Source organism: Subtercola boreus (assembly GCF_003399645.1).
GTDB lineage: Bacteria > Actinomycetota > Actinomycetes > Actinomycetales > Microbacteriaceae > Subtercola > Subtercola boreus_A.
Genome location: NZ_NBXD01000029.1, coordinates 1 through 16,909 on the forward strand (window position 1 = coordinate 1; position 16,909 = coordinate 16,909).

The following is a 16,909-nucleotide window of genomic DNA, read 5'->3' on the forward strand; positions in this document are numbered from 1 at the left end:
CCGCCGTCAAGGAAGGCCTCCTCGTCGGCGTCGCAAAAATCACCGTCAACACCAAGTAACACCCCCGCACCACCCACACCACAGCAACCGAAAGCCCCCGACCACACCGGCCGGGGGCTTTCGCCGTCGCTCGAGCGAAAGCCGGGTCAGTAGGCGCGACGGTCCGCCTGGAGGTTCAGGGTGACGGTCTGGCCGGGAGTTACGGTGATGATGCGACCGCCGGGGGTCTCGGGCGAACCGTAGGTACCCGGCTCGTAGGGTTCCTGGCGGGGAAGGTACTCGATCGTGTAGTCGCCCGCCGGCAGGCCGGCGAAGGTGAAGTGGCCCGACGAGTCGACCGTGAGGTTGTAACCACGCTGGGCCAGCTCGGCGTCGACCGGGTGCAGCAGCACGAAGGCATACGGGAACACCGCGCCGGTGTCCTTTGCGCTGACCACCCCGGTGATGACGGCCTGCACGACGAGGGATGCGTTCAGGCCCGGGTAGCTACCACCGTTCGTCACCGGGACCTTTGTGGCAGTGGTGTAGGAGGTTCCGCCCACCCATTGGGAGGCAAGACCCGATCCATTCACCGGTTCGACGAGCAGGGCATAGGTCATCTCCTCGAGGGAGGTGAACTGGAAACGCCCGTCGGCGCCGGTGCGGACGGTCTTCACCCGCTGCACCGTTCCGTAGAGCGGGCCGTACGCGACGACCGCCGCACCGACGACCGGTCTGCCCGTCGCCCGGTCGGTGACGACGCCGCTGACAAGGCCGGCCGGTTTCATGGCGAAGGCGATTCCGGTGACGTCCGTGCCCGGAGCGACCCGGATGGGCGTGGGTGTCTTGCTGAAGCCGGTGGTGTAACTCTGGGTCGAGTAGTGGCTGGTGCCGCTGAAGTCATAGGACTTGAACACCAGTGTGTAGGTGCCGGGGATGAGGTTCTGAATCGTGAAGGTTCCGTCGGCGGCAACTGTCGCATAGGCGGTTGCGGTGGATGACGTCGCATAGACCTCGAAGTCCGTGAACGACTGGGCGGGGCCGCCGAGGGTCAGCGTGCCGGAGAGGCTCCCGAAGTCGGGCAGCGTGAAGTTCCTCGTCGTGGTCTGGGCGCTCCGCACGGTGAGGGGCGGGCTGTCTTCGGCCGCGCCCACACCACCGTAGAACGCCCGGGCACCGGTGGCTGTCGAGGACGCCTGCAGCGCCCACTTGCCCGGCGGCACGGCGCCGAAGGTGTACGACCCGTTGACGATCTCGGTGATCTGCGCGAGGAAGGGCGGGTCGTCTGGCGACTGCTGTGGGGCCCAGAGTTCTGCGTACCCCGCAACGATCGGGGTCTTCGGGTTGCCCGCCTCGTAGACCATGCCCGTGACCACCCCGGTCGTGTAGACCGGGGTCTTCAGCGTGTCGGTGCGGGTCGCGCTGACCGAGCCCGGATGACTGCCGACGACGGTGACCGAGACCGTCTTGCCGAGGTCGGCGACGGTCGGGGTGTAGGTGGTGGTCGTGTTGTCGATGCGTTTGCCGGCAACCGACCACTGGTAGGTGAACGAGACGGGCGCGGGCTGCCAGAATCCCACGACGGCGGTGAGCTGTTCACCGACCATGCCCGACCCGAGGATCAGTACGTTGGTGGCCTTGACGATCGAAGTGCCGGCCGCGACCGGGGCCGTCGGCACGCTCACGCGCACGGTCTGGTCGTACCCGGGGTTGAGGGCCTGCACGGTGAAGGTGATGGTCTTGCCTGCTGTCTCGGGTGCGAGCAGCAGCGTGTAGTCGCCGGCATCCGTGAGGCGTTCACCATTCGCCGACCACCAGTACGAGTAGGTGCTGAGAGCGGGCTTCCAGGTACCGACGGTCGCTGTGAGGGTCTGGCCGACCTTGGCCGTGCCGGTCACGACCGGCTGGGGCGCCGTCGAGTAGGCCGGCAGGGGCGTGCCGGTACCACTCACGGTGGGGGTCGCCTGGCTCGACCTGAACGTCGTCGTGTACCCCGGCCGGGCTGCCGTCACGGTGACGGTGATCTTCTTGCCGCTGTCGGTGGCCCGCACGAGATAGTTCGACGTGATCTCGCTGACGACCTTCACCCCACCCGAGAACCAGGTGTATTTGAAGAAGGGAACCTCGGGAACCCAGGTGCCCGTGGCGGCGGTCAGGGTCGACCCGACGGTGGCCGACCCGGCGATGGTCGGTGAGGGGCTCGAGGTGAAGGGCACGGTGGATGCTGCGGGGGCGCGTTCTGCGGGCGCGGGCGCCGGTGTCGGGGCAGGCGTGGCCGGCTCCGCCGGAGCGGAGGTGGGCGCGGGAGTCGATGTCGGAGCAGGGGTGGGCGTCGGCGCAGAGGTTGGTGTCGGAGCAGGGGTGGGCGCCGGAGCAAGGGTGGGCGTCGGGCCAGGGGTGGGCGCGACCGTGGCCGCGGCTGTTGGCACGGGCGTACCGGCGGCCGCCGATCCGACCCCGATCATCCCGCCCAGCACCAGCGTGGCCGCGGCCACCGCGGCCATTATGACGGCCGCACCTTTCGTTCGCGAGCCATAGCGACCATCACGCGCTGAGAACATCGATGTGCCCTTCAATACCCCGGGCGATCGTCGTCCGGCGCTGCAACTCTGTCAGTCCTCGAAGACAGCGTCAACAGAGCGCCCGACTCACCGGTTCACCGCTGCCGCTCAGCCGCCGATCGCATCGAGTCGTGCGACGGCCGACGTCGGCAGGACGAGGGCGGCGCCCGCAACGTTCTCACGCAGGTGGGCGACCGACGAGGTACCCGGAATGAGAAGGATGTTCGGCGAGCGCTGCAGCAGCCACGCCAGCGCGACAGCCATCGGCGATGCTCCGAGTTCGGCCGCGACCTCGCCGAGGGTGTCGGACTGCAGCGGGGTGAACCCGCCCAGCGGGAAGTACGGCACGTACGCGATGCCCTCGGCCGCCAGCGTGTCGATGAGCGCGTCGTCCTCCCGGTTCGCGATGTTGTAAAAGTTCTGCACCGTCACGACGGGAGCGATCGAGCGCGCTTCGACGATCTGGTCGGTGTCGACCGTGCTCACCCCGAGGTGGCGGATGAGCCCCTCCTGCTGCAGCTCGGCGAGGGCGGTGAAGGGTTCCGCGAGCGAACCGGGGGTCGGGCGGTCGAACCCACCGACGCGCAGGTTGACGACATCGAGCACGTCGAGGCCGAGGCGGCCGAGGTTGTCGTGCACCGCCTTGCGCAGTTGGTCACGCGACCGCGCCTGGGGCCAGCCGCCCTCGGCGTCCCGGAGCGATCCGACCTTGGTGACGAGATGCAGGTCGGCCGGGTACGGGTGCAGGGCCTCGCGGATGATCTCGTTCGTGACGAACGGGCCGTAGAAGTCGGAGGTGTCGATGTGCGTGATGCCCAGCTCGACGACCGTGCGCAACACGGCGACGGCCTCGGCGCGGTCGGCGGGCGGCCCGAAGACGTGCGGGCCGGCGAGCTGCATCGCGCCGTATCCGACGCGAGTGAGGGTGAGATCGTCGGCCAGGGTGACTGTGCCTCCGGCGAGGGGTGCGGATGTCATGGGTTTCCTTTCGTGTGACCGAACGCCGCGTGCGCGCCCGGCGGGGGGTGAATGCTACCGCCTCAGGCCAGGCCGCCTCAGGCCAGGCCGCCTCAGGCGCCGAGGCGCACGTCGGCCGCGAACGCCGACGCGTGCTCCCGGAGCACAGAGATGCGGCGCTCCCTCGCCGCCTCGGCGTCGAAGCCGATGTAGGCCATCGGTGGCAGCTTCCGCACGTTCGCCGAGCATTCGAAGTTCGCGCAGAGGAGCGTGCCGATGGTGTTTCCGTTCCGTCCGGCCGCGCCCGCCCGCTTCGCGCTGTAGAGCACGACGTCGTTGGGCAGGGTGACGTCCTGGCACCAGGCGCACTGCGCGCGGCTGCGCGGCGACGCCTCGGCCTGCTTCAGGATGACGCCGACCGGCTCGCCCTCGACCGGCACGACGAGCAGGCCGCGGCGCGGCATCCTCGGGTCACGCCAGCCGAGGTAGTCGAGCCTGTCGAAGTCGAGGTCGGCGAATCCCGCCGGCAGGGTGACGTCGTTCAGTTCTCGGCGGGACGCGTTCACGAAGGAGGCGCGCAGAATTTCTTCGCTCAGGGGGAGCATGTGATGTTTCGCCAATCGGTCAAGCCCTAGAGTGTACGCCCCAACCACCCTTGCGCGGCGGCCAGCTCGCCTTCGGTTATGCCGTGGCCGCCGGCGCGGGTGACCCGTTCGACGCGCGAACCGTGGGCTTTGAGCTGGGTCTCGAGGCGGTCGACGGATGCTGCGGGCGCCATCTGGTCGTCGCGCCCGTTGAGCAGGAGAACGGATGTCGCAGTCAGGTCGGTCGTGATGTCACGATCGCCGAGTGGGTACATTCCCGAGAAGGCGATGGCGCGGGAGAGCGTCGTGGGGTGCTGGATGGCGAGGGCGAGCGCGATGTTGGCCCCGTTGGAGAACCCGACTGCCGTGAGAGGGCGCTCGAGCAGCCCGTACTCGGTCGCTGCCCAGCCGACGAACCGAGCGAGCTCGGCGGCCCGCACGATCACGTCGTCGACGTCGAAGACGCCCTCGGCACGCCGCCGGAACCAGCGGGTGGCACCGTTCTCGCTGACGCGGCCGCGGGGAGCGAGAACGGCGGCACTCGGGTCGAGCTGTTCAGCGAGCCCGGCGATCTGCGACTCACTGCTCCCGGTGCCGTGCAGCATCAGCAGCACCGGGCCGGAGCCCTCGGAGTAGAGGTGCGGCCAGGCGGCGAGATCGGTGGTGGCCACCGCCTACGCCTCGGCGATCCCGGGGTTGTTCTCGTGCGGCAGTGTCACCGGAACCACGGAACGCTCGATCGCCTCCCGCGAGGGTTCGAGCCACGGTGGCAGGCGGAGGCTCCGACCGAGTTCGAGCAGCGGCTCGTCGATGTCGAAGCCGGGGGTGTCGGTCGCGATCTCGAAGAGCACTCCCCCGGGCTCACGGAAGTAGATCGAGGTGAAGTACTGCCGGTCGAGAATCTCGGTGACCTCGAAGCCGTGGTCGACGAGCTGCGAGCGCCAGAGCTGCTGCGTCTCGCCGTCGGGCACGCGGAACGCGATGTGGTGCACGGTGCCGCCGGCGGTCAGACCCGCCTGGGCGCGGGGGTCGGCGATCACGTCGACGATGTGGCCCGCCGACTCGGTGCCCGCGGCGAAGCGCAGGCGATCGCCCTGCTCGGAGACGAGGGTCAGACCGAGCTCCTCGGTGAGCACCCGGGCCGTACCGGCCGGGTCGTTGACCGTGAGCACCGACGAGTGCTGGCCGCGCACGGCGTACTCGGCGGGAACGGATGCCGAATCCCACGGCGTGCGCGGGTCGGTGACCGACGATGCCACGAGATCGAGTTGCAGGCCGTCGGGGTCGCGCAGGGAGAGCCTCTCCTCCGAGGAGTTCTCCGTGGTGATCGTGGAGCCCACTCCGAGTTCAGCGAAGTGGCTGCTCCACCAGCCCAGGGAGCCTGCGGGAACGGAGAATGCCGTCGTCGTCGACTGACCCGCGCCGATTCGCCCGGGCCGCACACCCTGCCAGGGGAAGAATGTCATCAGCGAACCGGGTGTGCCCGCGTCGTCGCCGTAATAGAGGTGATAGGTGCTGGGTGAGTCGAAGTTGACCGTCTTCTTCACGAGTCGGAGCCCGAGCCCCTGAATGTAGAAGTCGATGTTCTGCTGGGGGTCGCCGCCGATCGCGGTGACGTGGTGCAGACCTGATGTGGTGGCGGGCATCCTGAACTCCTCGTTCTCTGAGCGGCTTGTGTCTGAGCGGTTGCTGTCTGAGCGGTTGCTGTCTGAGCGGTTGCTGTCTGAGCGGTTGCTATTTATGCAAACGCATAGATCCGGAGACTATTCCCGTCGAACTTTTCCGGTGGAATTGAGCGTCATCAGGGTGTTGCCCCTCAACGCTCTGAGGATATGATTTGGCATCGCTTTTTCTCCCTCCTTCACGGCGGAAGATTAAGGCTCGCACCTATGGCTCTGCTCAATGAGGACACCATCACGACCCTCAAGCCCCGAACTCGACCCGTCCGCGAATCCGACGTGACGGAGTTCGCGCTTGCACTCAACCAGCTCGACATCGAGCACCGGAGGCTTCGAACCCGCTTCGCCGACCATTTCGGCCTGACGCACACCGAGTACGACGCGTTCACGTTCGTGGCCGACGAGGGCACGACCACGCCCAAGAACCTGGCGGCGAACCTCCGGTTCACCACCGGTGCAACGACAGCGCTGATCGACCGGCTCGAGAAACTGGAGTTCGTGCACCGCACCCCGAACCCGACAGACCGACGAAGCGTCCACCTGGAGCTCACTCCACACGGAGCGTCGGCCTTCGCCTGGGTCGGCGACCACTACCTCGATCTCGCCCGCACGATCATCACCGCAGGCGACACGAAGGCGCCGAAGATGACCAGCGTGCTCATCCGGGCGACCGAAGCCATCGGCTCGGCGCAACGCGCCCTGGAGTCCCCGGATGAGCGCCGCTAGAGGGGCCTAGGCCGCACTCTCCTCGCGCGCCACCTCGGCGAGGGTCGGGTAGTCGGTGTAGCCGTCGGCAGTGGAACCGTAGAGGGTCGACGGGTCGAGCTCGTTCTCCGGGTGCTCCCCCTGCCAGCGTTCGACGAGGTCGGGATTCGCGATGATCGCGCGCCCGACCGCCACGGCGTCGGCGAAGTCGCCCTCGACCAGCATGGTCGCCTCTTCGCGGGTCGTCATGTGGCTGAAACCGCTGTTCACGATGAAGCCACCGCCGAAACGGGTGCGCAGATCCTGAACGAATTCGCCGGTCGGATCGGCGTGCAGCACGCTGACGAACGCGAGCCCGAGCGGCGCGATGGCCTCGATGAGCCCACGGTAGGTCGAACGCACATCGTCGTCCTCGGTCTCGAGCACGTCCTGGATGTTGTGCGAGGGCGAGAGACGGATGCCGACACGGCCCGCACCGATCGCCTCGGCCACGGCCTCGACCACCGAGACCACGAAACGGATGCGGTTCTCGGGGCTTCCGCCGAACCCGTCTGTGCGCTGGTTGGAGACCGGCGAGAGGAACTGGTGCAGCAGGTACCCGTTCGCGGAGTGCAGTTCGACACCGTCGAGCCCGGCGCGGATCGCGCGGCGTGATGCCTCGACGAACTCGGCACGCACCACGGCGAGCTCGTCGGTCGTCAGGTCGTGCGGAACGGGGAACGGCTTCTTGCCCTCGGGCACGTGAACCTCGCCCTCGATGGCGATCGCGCTCGGGGCGACGATGCGCTCGGTGCCGGTGATGTCGGTGTGCGAGACCCGTCCGCCGTTCATGACCTGCATGACGAGTGTGCCGCCCTTGGCGTGCACGGCCGCGGCGACCCGCTTCCAGCCGGCCTCCTGCTCATCGGTCACGATGCCGGGCTGGCCCGGGTAGGAGCGCGACTCGGCACTGGGGTAGGTGCCCTCGGTGATGATGAGGCCGGCACTCGCCCGCTGGCTGTAGTGCTCCACGTTGAGATCGTTCGGCACACCGGATGCTCCCGACCGGGTGCGCGTGAGCGGCGCCATGACGAGACGGTTGGCGAGCGCGAGGTCGCCGAGTGCGAGAGGGGAGAAGAGATCCACGGGTGTCCTTTCGAGCGGGCTGCCGTTCGCAGCCTCTCAGTCCAACATCACCGCTTCCTGTCCATTCCCGACTCGTGCCGGATTGACAGGTGGGGCGTATGAATCCGCGAGTGCGGAAATATACTGGGCCTCATGACGCAGATTCGGATTCGGGATGCAGCGCTCTACCTCGGGGTCAGCGACGACACGGTGCGGCGGTGGATCGACAACGGCACGCTGGAGAGCAGCCGCGACGACTCCGGCCGCTCGGTGGTCGAGGGGCTTGCGCTGGCACAGCTGGCCGGGCGGAACGCCGTGCTGCCCGATGACCCCTCCGGGATCGGGAGGTCGGCCCGCAATCGCTTCGTGGGCCTCGTCACGGCCATCACCCTGGACACGGTGATGGCCCAGGTCGAGCTGCAGTGCGGCCCGCACCGCGTCGTGTCGCTCATGTCGAGCGAGGCCGTTCGGGAGCTCGGCCTCGAGCTCGGCTCCATTGCCGTCGCCGTCGTGAAAGCCACGACGGTCATCGTCGAGACCCCGCCCGGAAAGGCCTGAAGCCATGAGAACCACTGCTCGCTCGTTCACTCTGCTCCTGGTGGCTGCAGCCGTCGTCACCGGGGCTGCGGCATGCTCGGCCGGAGGCTCCTCGGCACCCGGCCCGCAGGCATCCGGTGCCACCTCGGCCAGCACACCCACCGCCTCCCGGGCCACCGCCCCCGAGGGAACGATCACGGTGTTCGCCGCAGCATCCCTCAAGGCCACCTTCACCCAGCTGGGCACGGAGTTCGAAACCGCCAACCCGGGAACGACCGTCACCTTCAGCTTCGCCGGTTCGTCTGACCTCGTGACGCAGATCACCGGCGGCGCGCCCGCCGACGTCTTCGCCTCGGCCGACACGAAGAACATGACCAAACTCACCGACGCGAGACTCGTCAGCGGCACCCCGGTGAACTTCGCGACGAACGTGCTCGAGATCGCCACCCCTCCCGGCAACCCGGCCGGGGTCACGAGCTTCGCCGACCTCGCGAATCCCGGCGTCAAGACCGTCATCTGTGCGCCGGTCGTGCCCTGCGGCGCCGCCACCGTGACCATCGAGACGGCGACGGGAGTGACCATCCCCGCGGTGAGCGAAGAGTCGGCCGTCACCGATGTGCTCGGCAAGGTGAGTTCGGGCGAGGCGGATGCCGGCCTCGTCTACGTCACCGATGTCCAGGGCGCCGGCGACGCCGTCCAGGGCGTGCCGTTCGACGAATCGGGCACGGCGGTCAACACCTACCCCATCGCAGCGCTCTCGGCGACGAAGAGTGCCGGCCTCGCCCAGGCCTTCGTCGACTACGTGACCGGAACCGAGGGCCAGGCCGTGCTGTCGGCCGCCGGGTTCGGCGCACCCTGATCCACGGAGTCGATCAGCGAATGAAGCATTCCCCGGGTCACGCGCGCGTTCCCCTCTGGGTGCTGGCGATCGCGACCGTCGGCGCCCTCTTCGTGGTGCTGCCGCTGGTGGCGATCGTCGTGCGCGTCAACTGGGGCCAGTTCATCCCGCTCATCACCTCCGAGTCGTCGGTGGATGCTCTGCTGCTCAGTCTTCGCACCTCGGCGGTCGCGACGGTGCTCTGCGTGGTGTTCGGGGTACCGATGGCGCTGGTGCTGGCCCGTACGGCCTTCCCGGGGCAACGGATTCTGCGCGCACTGGTGCTGCTCCCCCTCGTGCTGCCTCCGGTGGTGGGCGGTATCGCACTGCTCTACACCTTCGGACGGCAGGGTCTGCTGAAGGAGCCGATGAACCTGTTCGGCATCCAGATCGCGTTCTCGACCACCGCCGTCATCCTGGCGCAGACCTTCGTGGCGCTCCCGTTCCTCGTGCTGAGCCTCGAGGGCGCGCTCCGAACGGTCGGTACGCGGTACGAGGCGGTCGCGGCCACCCTCGGCGCCGGCCCGACGACCGTGTTGCGCCGCGTCACCCTGCCGCTCGTTCTTCCGGCGCTCGTCTCGGGCGCGGTGCTGTCGTTCGCCCGGGCGCTGGGCGAGTTCGGGGCGACGCTCACCTTCGCCGGCAGTCTGCAGGGAGTCACCCGCACCCTGCCGCTCGAGATCTACCTGCAGCGCGAGAGCGATCCCGATGCGGCGGTCGCACTCGCGCTCGTGCTGGTCGCCGTGGCCATCCTCGTGGTCGGGCTCGCCAATCAGGCCGGCGTGCGCGGGCGATTCAGCGCAGGGTCGCTCTCGTGACCCTCACGTTCAGCGCCGCCCTGCCCCAGCGTCGCTTCGACGTCTCGTTCACGCTCCGGCACGGCGAGACCCTGGCCGTGCTCGGTCCGAACGGCGCCGGAAAGTCGACACTCGTCAACCTCATCGCCGGGCTACTGGCACCGGCCTCGGGGCACGCCGAGCTGGAGGGTGAAGTGCTGTTCGGGCCCGGCGTCTCCACCCCGCCGCATGCCCGGAACGTCGCGCTGCTGGCCCAGGACGCCCTGCTGTTCCCGCACCTCAGCGTGCTCGAGAATGTCGCCTTCGGCCCCCGCAGTTCGGGTGCCTCGCGCAGAACGGCGCGGTCCACCGCGCGCACCTGGCTCGCCGAGGTCGGCGCAGCGGGGTTCGAGCACCGCCGCCCGGGAGAACTCTCGGGCGGGGAGGCCCAGCGCATCGCCGTCGCCCGGGCCCTCGCCGCCGAACCACGCCTGCTGCTGCTCGACGAACCGATGGCGGCCCTCGACGTCGCCGTCGCGCCCGCCCTCCGGTCGATGCTCCGCCGGGTGCTCGCGCACCGCACTGCGATCATCGTCACCCACGACGTGCTCGACGCGTTCTCCCTCGCCGACCGCGTGATCGTCCTCGACGGCGGTCGGATCGTCGACGACGGTCCGACGCGCAGCGTTCTCGAACAGCCGCGCGACCCCTTCACCGCCGGTATCGCCGGGCTGAGCGTGCTGCACGGCATCCGCACCGCAGAAGGCCTGCGCACCACCGACGGCGACGAGCTCCGGATCGCTGGCGGCGAAGACCTCGAGCCGGGCAGTGCGTGCACCCTCGCGATCCGGCCGTCGAGCATCCGCGTGTCGGCGTCACGCCCCGCCGGTGCGGGGAACGCCCTGCGCGTCGGGATCAGCGACGTGGAGCCCCGCGGAGACCTCGTGCGACTCCGGGCCGGAGCGCTGGCCGCCGATGTGACGCCCGCGACCGCCGCCGACCTCGACCTCGGCGCCGGGTCGACCGCGTGGTTCGCTTTCAGGGCCGAGGATGCAGTGCTGTACAGCGCGACCCGCTGAGCGCGGTACAGCACTTCTCGTAGTCGACAGTCACCGGAAGGGACGGAAGAACCTCCGCAGCTCCTCGACGTAGAGCTCGGGCTGCTCGAAGGGGGCGAAGTGCCCGCCGCGCGAGGGCTCTGTGACGCTGACGGCGTTCGCCACCCTGTCGATCCATTCCCTCGGCGGCCTGGAGATGTCGCCGGGAAAGAGCGAGAAGCCCGAGGGCACCTCCACCCGCCGCATGAGCTCGGCGGGTGGGATGGCGCCATTGGCGTTGTACATGCGCATCGACGAACCGATGGTCTCCGTGAGCCAGTAGATGGTGATGTTGGTGAGGATCTCGTCTTTCGTGTAGACCCGGGAGAGGTCGCCGTCGCTCCAGGCGCGGAGCTTCTCGACGATCCACGCGGCGAGCCCCGCCGGGGAGTCGTTCAGAGCGGCCGCGACGGTCTGCGGCTTCGTTCGGTGCAGCGCCCCATAGGCACCCTCGGTGCGAGCCCATTCCGCGGTCGTCTCGAACCACGCCTGCTCGGCGGGAGAGAGCAGTGACCGGTCGCCGTCGAACACCGCCAGTCCGGCATCCATCCTGTGCACGGCCGTGACCCGGTCGGGAGAGTTCAGGGCGAGGTACCGGCTGACGTGGCTGCCGATGTCGCCGCCGGCCGCGACGAAGCGGTCGTAGCCGAGCGTCGTCATCAGCTCGGCCCAGAGGGCGGCGACGTCACGCGAGTCCAGCGGTCGCCCCACCGGCCGGTCGGAGTAGCCGAAGCCGGGCATGTCGGGCACGATGACGTCGAACGCGTCGGCGGGGTCGCCGCCGTGCGCGCCGGGGTCGGCGAGCATCCCGACCACCTTCGATTACCGCCAGAACGAGTCGGGCCAGCCGTGGCAGAGAACCAGGGGCAGGGCCGGATGCTCGGAGCGGACGGCGCGGGCATGCACAACGTGGATGCCCCGACCACCGACCTCGGCCCGAAACCGGGGCAGACGGGCGAGCTCCCGCTCTGCGGCCGGCCAGTCGAACCCGTCGATCCAGTACGCCACGAGTTCGCGCAGGTAGACCGTGTCGGTGCCGAGCGACCACCCCGCGTCATCGGGGGCGTCGGGCCACCGGGTCGCGGCGAGCCGGCGCCGCAGATCATCCAGCTGCTCCGTGGTGGCGCGGGTCTCGAACGGCTGTACCCGTGGTGCGTCTGCTGGCATGACGCCAACGCTACGCCGGCGCCCGGGCCGCTGGGCCCTGCCCGGCGGCCCGCAGTAGAATCAGGGTGTGAGAATCTCGCTGCTGGGCGGACTGCGGGTCGAGCACGATGGCCGCGCCCTCGCGGTGGCGGGAACGATGCAGCTGGCGGTGCTCTTCCGGCTCGCCGTCGATGCGGGCACGGCGGTGAGCTACCGCGCCATCGCCGAAGACGTCTGGGGGCTGGATGCTCCGGAGAACACGAAGGCGGCCCTGCAGTCGATCGTGTCGAGGCTCCGCTCGCAGTTGCCACCCTCCTCGATCGAGTCCACCGTCGGTGGCTACCGGCTGGGTGTGGCGCGAACGGATGTCGACGCACTCGAATTCACCGATCTCGTCGCCTCGGCAGAGCGTACCGGCGAGACATCCACCGCCCGGCGGGCTCTCGACCTGTGGTCGGGTGAGCCATGGATCCCGTCGGAGAACTTCGACTGGTTCGTGCGCGACCTGGCGCGCGACCACGCCACCGCGGCGCGTCTGCGCGACAGCGGCAGCCGCAGCGGCAGCCCGAGCGGCATCGGCGACAGCGACAGCAGCCCGTTTCCGGCCGCGCTGCCCGCCCAGCTCACCACTCTGGTCGGCCGTGAGCTCGAACTCCGCACCATCGCAGACCAGCTCGCGGGTAACCGCCTCGTCACCATCATCGGCACCGGCGGGGCCGGCAAGACCCGGCTGGCCCTCGAGACCGCCGCCCGACAGGGCAGTGCGCTGCTCGTCGAGCTAGCGCCCGTCGGCCCTGACGAGGTCACCGGAGCCGTGCTGACCGCCACCGGCCGTGAGCTCCGCACGGGTGAAACCTCCGGCGAATCCAGCCGCACGCGACTGCTCGAGGCGCTGGCGGGCCGTGAGGTGCTGCTCGTGCTCGACAACTGCGAGCACGTGATCGACAAAGCGGCGGAGTTGACGCAGCAACTGCTCTCGGCGCTGCCCCGACTGCGCATCCTCGCCACGAGCCGCGAGCCCCTGGGGGTGCCCGGCGAGGCGTTCGTCGGGCTCGGGTCGCTCGCCCATCCGAACGACTCCGAGCTCCGAGCGTCGACACCCGCCGAGCTCCGGGCGTTCGCCGCCGTCGAACTCTTCTGCCAGCGCGCCCTCTCGGCGCAGGGTCGCGCGCTCGACGACGCCGGTGTCTCGGTGGCGGCCCGCATCTGCACCCGGCTCGACGGCCTGCCGCTCGCGATCGAGCTGGCCGCCGCAAAGCTCCGCACGATGGAACCTGCCGAGGTGCTCGCCGGCCTGGATGACCGGTTCTCCCTCCTGACGGGGGGCTATCCCACCGCGATGCCCCGACACCAGACCCTGAAGGCGATGATCGACTGGAGCTGGAGCCTGCTCGACGAACCCGAACGGCGCGCGCTGCTCGGTCTCAGCGTCTTTCCCGCCGGCGTCGGTGTCGGCGAGGCCCGCCTGCTCGCGACCGCGCTCGACCTGCCCGGCTCCGCGGTGTTCGATTCGCTCGTCGACCGGTCGCTGCTGCAACGCTCGCGCGGCCGCTTTCGAGAGCTCGAGACGATTCGCGAGTACGGCATCGAGCGCATCGCCTCCCAGGGCGGGCTCGCCGAGGCGAGAACGGCGCAGGCGCGCTACATGGTGGAGCGTGCGGCCGACGTCGACCGGCAGCTCCGCGGGCCCGGCATCATGGCCGCCATCGCCTGGTTCGATGACGAGGAAGACAACCTCGCGAGCGCACTGCGCTTCAGCGGTGGGGTGCCCCTGCCGAACATCGTCGTGCGGCTCACCATCTCGTGTGCGTGGTACTGGATCCTGCGCGATCGCAACGAGGAGGCCGCGACCTGGCTGGGCGTGGCCGCCGCATCTGCGTCGCTCGTGGAGGGCGACGAAGACGGTGACGAGGCGAGGCTGCTGGCCCTCCTGCATCCGCTGCTCGAAGGCTTCTCGGGCCGGGACGGTGACGAGTTCGACATCGCCCTGCTGAGCGAGAGACTGCGGGGGCTGCTCGAACCGCTGCGGTCGGTGAAGCTCGGGGCAGGCAGCCACGAAATGCTGCAGATGTTCACCCCGGCCCTGCTGGCGTTCGCCGAGGTCGCCAGCCAGCCGAACTGGCTCGCCGCCGTGCGGCTGCCCCGCGGCGAAGACCTCGGCCTGGATGCCTGGCCGACCGCGATGCTGCATGTGATGCGCGCCGCCACCGCCCAGAACCGCGGCGATGTGGGCGAGCTGGGCCGCGAATCGGATGTGGCGCTCGAACTGTCGGGCGTCGTCGGTGACCGCTGGGGCACGGCTCTCGCGCAGCGGATGCGCGCGGAGTGGCTCACCCTGCACGGCCGGCTCGAAGAGGCGCTCGACCTGGCCGATTCGTCGACCGCGATAATGCGTGGCATCACCTCGACACCCGACCTCGCCCGGGAACAGGGTCTCAGCATCCAGCTGCTCTGGCGGCTGGGACGAAGCGCCGAGGCCCGGGTTCGCCTCGCGGCGATGCTCGACGAGACGGATGCTGGCGGCGACCATCGGGCCATCCTGAATGTGCAGATCAACGCCCTCGTGCTGGAGGTCGCGCTCGGAGATCTGGAGTCGGCCGGTGCCCGGGTGCCGGTGATCGACGAACTCGTCTCGCTCTCGAAGCCGCCCACTCAGTCGGTGGCCGTGCTCGAGACCACGAAGGCGGCACTCGCCAGGAAGCGCGGCGACATCGACGGCGCCCACCGGCACCTCGGGGCGGCGGCCGAAAGGGCTCTGCAGAGCGGCGACCAGCCCGTCATCGGCGGGGTGGCGATGGGAATCGGGATGCTCGCCCTCGCCACGGGAGACGTCAGAATGGCCGTGCGGGCCGCCGACTACGCGACGGCCATCGTGGGAGCGTGCGACGCGACGCACCCCGATCTCGTTGCGATCAGCCGGGCGGCCGACGACGCGGGAATCGGGCGCCCGGGTACTGTCGTACCCGAACGCCCGCTTCCGCTCGAGGCGCTGAACGAACTGCTCGCCTGACGCCGCCCGCCACCCGCCACCCGCCGCTAGATCTTGCGGCGGTAGGCCCACGTCGCGAGCGGGAAGAACACGCCGACCAGCACGACGCAGGAGGCGAGCACCCACAGCACCTGGCCCGTGACCGTATCTCCGACCACGCCGGTCGATCCGGTCAGCAGCCCACGCATCGACTCGATCACGTGCGTCACAGGGTTGATCGCCACCCAGCCCTGCAGCCACGTCGGAAGGGTGGAGGCCGGAACGAAGGTCGACGATCCGAAGGTGAGCGGAAAGACGATCAGGAACGACAGGCCCTGCACGGCGCCGGAGCTCCTGGCGAGCATCCCGATCAGCACCGAGACCCAGCACAGGCTCACGGCGAAGGTGATGATCAGCAGCACGGCGATCGCCACATGCCACCACGGCGTCGGAAACTCGAACCCGATGATGCGGCCGAACAGCAGCGTCACGGTGATGGCGATCGAGTGACGGACGATGTCGCCGAGAACCGCACCGAAAAGCGGCGAGGAGCGGGCGATCGGCAACGACCGGAAGCGGTCGAAGATGCCCTTCTGAATGTCGGTGTTGAGGTTCACGCCGATGGTGAGCGAGGTGAACATGATGGTCTGCACGATGATGCCGGGCAGCGCGAACTGCACGTATTCACCGGTCGACCCGGCGATCGCGCCACCGAAGATGAACACGAACACCACGGTCAGGATGATCGGCTGCAGGGTGACGTCGATGAACTGTTCGGGGTTGCGCACCATCTTGATGACGGAACGCTTGGCGAGGATGAGAGAGTCGCGGAGCATCAGGCGGCCGCTCCGTTCCGGGTCTGGTCGTTCTGGGTCTGGTCGATCTGGGTCTGGTCGTTCTGGGTCTGGTCGTTCTTCGGTTGCCCGGTGAGCGAGTAGAAGACCTCGTCGAGGCTCGGCAGCCTGAGCGACAGCTCGGAGACCGAGATGCGCTCGGCCGCGAGCGCGGCGACCACGGTCGTCAACGCGGATTCGTCGGTGACCGGCACCGAGAGCAGGTCGGGCGCCGGCTGGTCGGGTTCCCTCGTGCCGTACCTGATGAGCAGTTCGCGAACGCGCGGCAGGGACGCGACATCCGTCGGCCGCACCTCGAGGGTCTGGCCGCCGACCTGGCGCTTCAACCCCCGCGGGGTGTCGTGCGCGATGATCGTGCCGTGGTCGATGACCGTGATCTCGTTGGCGAGCGCATCCGCCTCCTCGAGGTACTGCGTCGTCAACAGGATGGTCGTTCCCTGCCGCACGAGCGCTCGGATCATCTCCCACACGTCATCGCGCTTGGCTGGGTCGAGCCCGGTCGTCGGCTCGTCGAGAAAGACCACACTCGGCCGCCCGATGAGCGACGCCGAGAGGTCGAGCCGGCGGCGCATGCCCCCGGAGTAGGTCTTCGCCAGCCGGCCGGCGGCATCCGTCAGGTCGAACTCGGCGAGAAGTTCGGATGCCCGCGCCCTCGCCTGGCGCGTCGACAGGCCGAGCAGCTGCCCGATCATCACGAGGTTCTGGGTGCCGGTCAGATCTTCGTCGACGCTCGCGAACTGCCCGGTCAGGCCGATCGTGCGCCGCACGGCGGTCGCCTGGTGCACCACATCGAGCCCCGACACCACGGCGGTGCCGCCGTCGGGCTTCAGCAGCGTGGCCAGGATGCGTACCGCCGTGGTCTTGCCTGCTCCGTTCGGGCCGAGCACGCCCAGAACGCGTCCCTCCTGAACCGTCAGGTCGATACCGTTCAGCGCCCTCGTCCTGCCGAAGTGCTTGATGAGGCCGTGGGCCTCGATTGCTGCTGCCATGCGAATTCTCCTCTGCGGGTCGCGCTCTGGCGCCCTCAGTGACGAGTGTGCGGCCCGCCCTCTGTCGCACCGCTGTCAGCCGCTGTCACCCGCTGC

The 16,909-nt window shown here is 69.2% G+C and carries 17 protein-coding genes; 7 read left to right on the forward strand and 10 right to left on the reverse strand.

Annotation, left to right across the window (positions count from 1 at the left end; genetic code table 11):
* Positions 1-146: 146 nt before the first annotated feature.
* From B7R24_RS14185 to B7R24_RS14210, 5 genes are all read right to left on the reverse strand, one after another.
* Complete coding sequence (locus tag B7R24_RS14185; protein WP_216364030.1) at positions 147-2,483, reverse strand: carboxypeptidase-like regulatory domain-containing protein; 2,337 nt, start codon at positions 2,481-2,483, stop codon at positions 147-149.
* Positions 2,484-2,648: 165 nt separating this feature from the next.
* On the reverse strand, positions 2,649-3,518 hold the full coding sequence (locus tag B7R24_RS14195; protein ID WP_116419641.1) for an oxidoreductase: 870 nt from the start codon (positions 3,516-3,518) through the stop codon (positions 2,649-2,651).
* Between the two features lie 92 nt (positions 3,519-3,610).
* Positions 3,611-4,102, reverse strand: a complete 492-nt coding sequence (locus tag B7R24_RS14200; RefSeq protein ID WP_116419642.1) for an FBP domain-containing protein — start codon at positions 4,100-4,102, stop codon at positions 3,611-3,613.
* 26 nt (positions 4,103-4,128) lie between these two features.
* A complete protein-coding gene (locus B7R24_RS14205; protein ID WP_253259517.1) occupies positions 4,129-4,752 on the reverse strand; it encodes an alpha/beta hydrolase in 624 nt (207 codons plus the stop codon).
* Positions 4,753-4,755: 3 nt separating this feature from the next.
* Positions 4,756-5,727 (reverse strand): ring-cleaving dioxygenase, encoded by a 972-nt coding sequence (locus B7R24_RS14210; RefSeq protein ID WP_116419643.1) that lies wholly within the window; start codon positions 5,725-5,727, stop codon positions 4,756-4,758.
* Positions 5,728-5,744: 17 nt separating this feature from the next.
* On the opposite strand from B7R24_RS14210, the gene B7R24_RS18460 reads away from it, so the two are divergent.
* Complete coding sequence (locus B7R24_RS18460; protein ID WP_116419644.1) at positions 5,745-5,876, forward strand: pentapeptide repeat-containing protein; 132 nt, start codon at positions 5,745-5,747, stop codon at positions 5,874-5,876.
* Between the two features lie 94 nt (positions 5,877-5,970).
* Complete coding sequence (locus B7R24_RS14220; RefSeq protein ID WP_172582876.1) at positions 5,971-6,486, forward strand: MarR family winged helix-turn-helix transcriptional regulator; 516 nt, start codon at positions 5,971-5,973, stop codon at positions 6,484-6,486.
* A 6-nt stretch (positions 6,487-6,492) separates the two neighbouring features.
* Here B7R24_RS14220 and B7R24_RS14225 read toward each other — a convergent pair whose 3' ends face one another.
* Positions 6,493-7,590 (reverse strand): alkene reductase, encoded by a 1,098-nt coding sequence (locus tag B7R24_RS14225; RefSeq protein WP_116419646.1) that lies wholly within the window; start codon positions 7,588-7,590, stop codon positions 6,493-6,495.
* Positions 7,591-7,722: 132 nt separating this feature from the next.
* Here B7R24_RS14225 and B7R24_RS14230 point away from each other — a divergent pair, with 132 nt between their 5' ends.
* From B7R24_RS14230 to B7R24_RS14245, 4 genes are read left to right on the forward strand one after another with little or no spacing between them, the layout of a single operon-like run.
* Complete coding sequence (locus B7R24_RS14230; RefSeq protein WP_116419647.1) at positions 7,723-8,127, forward strand: TOBE domain-containing protein; 405 nt, start codon at positions 7,723-7,725, stop codon at positions 8,125-8,127.
* Positions 8,128-8,131: 4 nt separating this feature from the next.
* On the forward strand, positions 8,132-8,965 hold the full coding sequence (gene modA / locus B7R24_RS14235) for a molybdate ABC transporter substrate-binding protein (protein ID WP_116419648.1): 834 nt from the start codon (positions 8,132-8,134) through the stop codon (positions 8,963-8,965).
* A gap of 20 nt (positions 8,966-8,985) precedes the next feature.
* The gene (locus B7R24_RS14240; RefSeq protein ID WP_116419649.1) at positions 8,986-9,801 is read left to right on the forward strand and encodes an ABC transporter permease; all 816 of its coding nucleotides are present in this window, start codon (positions 8,986-8,988) and stop codon (positions 9,799-9,801) included.
* The gene (locus tag B7R24_RS14245) at positions 9,798-10,838 is read left to right on the forward strand and encodes a sulfate/molybdate ABC transporter ATP-binding protein (RefSeq protein WP_116419650.1); all 1,041 of its coding nucleotides are present in this window, start codon (positions 9,798-9,800) and stop codon (positions 10,836-10,838) included. Before B7R24_RS14240 ends, B7R24_RS14245 begins: the two co-directional genes overlap by 4 nt.
* A gap of 30 nt (positions 10,839-10,868) precedes the next feature.
* On the opposite strand, the gene B7R24_RS14250 is transcribed toward B7R24_RS14245, so the two are convergent.
* Together B7R24_RS14250 and B7R24_RS18165 are read right to left on the reverse strand one after the other, a co-directional pair.
* Entirely contained in the window at positions 10,869-11,663 is a 795-nt protein-coding gene (locus tag B7R24_RS14250) for an alpha/beta fold hydrolase (RefSeq protein WP_253259515.1), read from the reverse strand.
* Positions 11,664-11,678: 15 nt separating this feature from the next.
* The gene (locus B7R24_RS18165) at positions 11,679-12,023 is read right to left on the reverse strand and encodes an epoxide hydrolase N-terminal domain-containing protein (RefSeq protein WP_253259514.1); all 345 of its coding nucleotides are present in this window, start codon (positions 12,021-12,023) and stop codon (positions 11,679-11,681) included.
* Positions 12,024-12,090: 67 nt separating this feature from the next.
* On the opposite strand from B7R24_RS18165, the gene B7R24_RS14255 reads away from it, so the two are divergent.
* The gene (locus B7R24_RS14255; protein WP_116419651.1) at positions 12,091-15,012 is read left to right on the forward strand and encodes an AfsR/SARP family transcriptional regulator; all 2,922 of its coding nucleotides are present in this window, start codon (positions 12,091-12,093) and stop codon (positions 15,010-15,012) included.
* Positions 15,013-15,038: 26 nt separating this feature from the next.
* On the opposite strand, the gene B7R24_RS14260 is transcribed toward B7R24_RS14255, so the two are convergent.
* Together B7R24_RS14260 and B7R24_RS14265 are read right to left on the reverse strand one after the other, a co-directional pair.
* The gene (locus tag B7R24_RS14260; protein ID WP_116419652.1) at positions 15,039-15,806 is read right to left on the reverse strand and encodes an ABC transporter permease; all 768 of its coding nucleotides are present in this window, start codon (positions 15,804-15,806) and stop codon (positions 15,039-15,041) included.
* Positions 15,806-16,813 (reverse strand): ATP-binding cassette domain-containing protein, encoded by a 1,008-nt coding sequence (locus B7R24_RS14265; RefSeq protein ID WP_116419653.1) that lies wholly within the window; start codon positions 16,811-16,813, stop codon positions 15,806-15,808. Before B7R24_RS14265 ends, B7R24_RS14260 begins: the two co-directional genes overlap by 1 nt.
* Between the last annotated feature and the right edge of the window lie 96 nt (positions 16,814-16,909).

Excerpts from the sequence above, each read along its gene's own strand:
- B7R24_RS14185 (WP_216364030.1), bottom strand. The coding sequence starts at position 2,483 with ATGGCCGCGGTGGCCGCGGCCACGCTGGTGCTGGGCGGGATGATCGGG.
- B7R24_RS14195 (WP_116419641.1), bottom strand. The coding sequence starts at position 3,518 with ATGACATCCGCACCCCTCGCCGGAGGCACAGTCACCCTGGCCGACGAT.
- B7R24_RS14200 (WP_116419642.1), bottom strand. The coding sequence starts at position 4,102 with ATGCTCCCCCTGAGCGAAGAAATTCTGCGCGCCTCCTTCGTGAACGCG.
- B7R24_RS14210 (WP_116419643.1), bottom strand. The coding sequence starts at position 5,727 with ATGCCCGCCACCACATCAGGTCTGCACCACGTCACCGCGATCGGCGGC.
- B7R24_RS14220 (WP_172582876.1), top strand. The coding sequence starts at position 5,971 with ATGGCTCTGCTCAATGAGGACACCATCACGACCCTCAAGCCCCGAACT.
- B7R24_RS14230 (WP_116419647.1), top strand. The coding sequence starts at position 7,723 with ATGACGCAGATTCGGATTCGGGATGCAGCGCTCTACCTCGGGGTCAGC.
- modA (WP_116419648.1), top strand. The coding sequence starts at position 8,132 with ATGAGAACCACTGCTCGCTCGTTCACTCTGCTCCTGGTGGCTGCAGCC.
- B7R24_RS14240 (WP_116419649.1), top strand. The coding sequence starts at position 8,986 with ATGAAGCATTCCCCGGGTCACGCGCGCGTTCCCCTCTGGGTGCTGGCG.
- B7R24_RS14250 (WP_253259515.1), bottom strand. The coding sequence starts at position 11,663 with ATGCTCGCCGACCCCGGCGCGCACGGCGGCGACCCCGCCGACGCGTTC.
- B7R24_RS18165 (WP_253259514.1), bottom strand. The coding sequence starts at position 12,023 with ATGCCAGCAGACGCACCACGGGTACAGCCGTTCGAGACCCGCGCCACC.
- B7R24_RS14260 (WP_116419652.1), bottom strand. The coding sequence starts at position 15,806 with ATGCTCCGCGACTCTCTCATCCTCGCCAAGCGTTCCGTCATCAAGATG.
- B7R24_RS14265 (WP_116419653.1), bottom strand. The coding sequence starts at position 16,813 with ATGGCAGCAGCAATCGAGGCCCACGGCCTCATCAAGCACTTCGGCAGG.